The organism is Pseudomonas kielensis (assembly GCF_014236655.1).
Lineage (GTDB): Bacteria > Pseudomonadota > Gammaproteobacteria > Pseudomonadales > Pseudomonadaceae > Aquipseudomonas > Aquipseudomonas kielensis.
Map to the genome: position 1 here is coordinate 1 of NZ_JACMYG010000076.1, position 2,171 is coordinate 2,171.

A 2,171-nucleotide genomic window follows, 5' to 3' on the forward strand; every position below is an offset into this window, starting at 1 on the left:
CGTCCTCGCGGTCTGACTTGCCACGCTGAAAAAATCCCAAGTAACATTCGGTCATGACTCTCGCGACCGACTCCCTGCCTAACGATCTTCAAGCCTTGAAGGCTCTGGTCTCTGCCCAGCGGGCAGAGATTGAGCGTTTGAAAATGATGATCGCCAAGCTGCGTCGTATGCAGTTTGGTCGCAGCTCCGAGCAACTGGACGCGATGATCGATCAGCTCCAACTGAGTCTTGAAGAGTTGCAAGTCAGCCAGACTGAACTGACGCCGCCAACCGAACCGCCACCTCGCCCTGTCTCTCGGCGCAAGCCATTACCTGAACACCTGCCTCGCGAAATTCACGTCCATCAGCCCGAATCACAGTGTTCTGGTTGTGGTGGGAAACTTCGCCACTTGGGGGAGGATGTGTCTGAGGTGCTGGAGTACGTCCCAGCGCGTTTCAAAGTGATCCGCCATGTTCGCCCGAAGCTGGTTTGCCGCTGCTGCGAGCACATCGCTCAGGTACCGGCGCCGAGTCGCCCGATAGCCCGAGGCCTTGCAGGCCCTGGGCTACTGGCCCACGTGCTGGTCTCCAAGTTTGTTGACCATTTGCCACTGTATCGACAATGCGAGATCTACGCCCGTGAGGGCGTGGATTTGGAGCGCTCAACTCTGGCCGACTGGGTCGGCCAGAGCAGTCAATTGCTCAGGCCGCTGATCAACGCCCTTGAGCGTCATGTCATGAGCGGCCATAAAGTCCATGCTGACGACACGCCGATTGGTGTACTTGCGCCGGGCAACGGCAAAACCAAAACGGCTCGCCTATGGACATACGTGCGGGACGACCGACCTGCCGGTTACACGACGCCGGCGGCTGTATGGTTTGCCTACTCGCCGGATCGCAAGGGGCAACATCCCCGTGCTCATCTCAAGGGCTTCAGCGGGATCTTGCAGGCTGACGGCTACGCCGGTTTTGCTCAGCTGTATGCTACAGGCACCATTCAGGAAGCCGCCTGCTGGGCTCACGTCCGCCGCAAGTTTTACGATGTCTACACAGACCAGGCTTCACCACTTGCTGGCGAGGCGCTGCAACGGATTGCGGCCCTGTATGCCATCGAAAGCGAGATCCGAGGACAACCGCCAGATCATAGAAAAACGGTTCGGCAAAGTCGGGCGAGTCCACTGCTGGAGCACCTGCACGCGTGGCTTAACCAGACGCTGGCTCAACTGTCGAAAAAATCGACATTGGGCGGTGCAATCCTCTATGCCCTCAACCGGTGGCAGGCTTTAACGCGCTTCTGCGATGACGGCCGAATCGAAATCGACAACAACGCCGCCGAACGGGCGCTGCGCGCCGTCGCGCTGGGCCGCAAAAACTACCTGTTTGCCGGTTCCGATGCCGGCGGAGAACGAGCGGCTGCGATTTACAGCCTGGTGGGTTCAGCCAAGCTCAACGACCTGAACCCGCAAGCCTATTTGACACACGTGCTGGAGCGCATCGCCGACTACCCGATCAATCGGGTCGACGAACTGCTGCCCTGGAACGTTTCTCTCACACTTACTGAGTTCTGCGAGGCTGCCTGATCCATGGCCAAAAATGTTCGCTTGCTAAAACCCGAGCCTGATTTGTTGCTACTGCACATTGAATTGAAATGGATCGAACCTGCCATCTGGCGCCGCGTGGCGGTGCCCGAGAACATTACTTTGAGCAAATTGCACACAGTGATCCAGTTCGCGATGGGCTGGGAAGGTGGGCATCTGCATGAATTTGAAATTGCCGGAGAGAATTACGGCACTCCCGACCCCGATGGATGGGGCCCACCCGTGAACTCCGATGCCCGCAAAACCCTGATCAAAGCGTTGAACGGGAAAAAGACGTTTCGCTACCTCTATGACTTCGGCGATGGCTGGGATCACCGAATCAAAGTTGAAAAGAAATTACCCGCTGTGGCATGTCCTCAGGTGCCGTATTGCATTGACGGCGCCAATGCTTGCCCGCCGGAAGACATCGGCGGTGGGCCAGGTTATGCCGACTTCCTTGAAGTGATGGCTGACCCCAACCACCCAGAGCATGAAGACATGATGGAGTGGCATGGCGGTACCTTCGATCCAACGGTTTTTGAATGGGAGCGCGTCAATCAATGGTTGAAGGAGATTAAGGTCTGAGTTTCAAGGCGGTGTAGCTCGGACGGTTAC

Annotated in this window: 2 protein-coding genes; both read left to right on the forward strand. The window is 57.3% G+C overall.

Annotated features, from left to right (window positions below):
• Nucleotides 1–53 precede the first annotated feature (53 nt).
• A complete protein-coding gene (gene tnpC / locus H7995_RS28025) occupies nt 54–1,559 on the forward strand; it encodes an IS66 family transposase (RefSeq protein WP_057978969.1) in 1,506 nt (501 codons plus the stop codon).
• 3 nt (nt 1,560–1,562) lie between these two features.
• Nucleotides 1,563–2,141, forward strand: coding sequence for a plasmid pRiA4b ORF-3 family protein (locus H7995_RS28030; protein ID WP_057978970.1), 579 nt, complete (start codon nt 1,563–1,565; stop codon nt 2,139–2,141).
• Nucleotides 2,142–2,171 lie beyond the last annotated feature (30 nt).

Excerpts from the sequence above, each read along its gene's own strand:
- tnpC (WP_057978969.1), top strand. The coding sequence starts at position 54 with ATGACTCTCGCGACCGACTCCCTGCCTAACGATCTTCAAGCCTTGAAG.
- H7995_RS28030 (WP_057978970.1), top strand. The coding sequence starts at position 1,563 with ATGGCCAAAAATGTTCGCTTGCTAAAACCCGAGCCTGATTTGTTGCTA.